General features: G+C 71.2%; 1 protein-coding gene. It reads right to left on the bottom strand.

The window, feature by feature from the left end:
• Positions 1-160: 160 nt before the first annotated feature.
• Positions 161-347: hypothetical protein (locus N825_RS40090; RefSeq protein ID WP_037462557.1), on the bottom strand; the 187-nt coding region annotated here is incomplete at its 5' end.

Below are 347 nucleotides of genomic sequence, written 5' to 3' on the forward strand. Positions count from 1 at the left end.
AACGGCACCACCAGGCGCACCGGCTTCTCGGGCCAGGCGGCGGCGCTCGCGGCGGACGCCGTCATCACGCCCGCCGCGAGCGCGAGGGCGTACAGGGGATACTTGAGTCGGTCGAACTTCATGTTGTCTCCTTGGTAGGGCGTGAGGCGCTGCCTCATCTTTATGGTTGTGAAGCGTGCTGCGAATCCTCCAGCGCCTGGCGCAGGACCGCGGGCAGGATGCCCCCGGCGCGCCAGATCTCCATCTCGTGCGCGTTGTCCAGGCGGCAGAGCAGGGTCAGCGTCCGCGGCGCGCTGGCGCCGCGGATCACGCACCGCGCCTCGCCCTGCGGCGCCAGGTCGGCCGGA

This window comes from Skermanella stibiiresistens SB22 (assembly GCF_000576635.1).
Taxonomy (GTDB): domain Bacteria; phylum Pseudomonadota; class Alphaproteobacteria; order Azospirillales; family Azospirillaceae; genus Skermanella; species Skermanella stibiiresistens.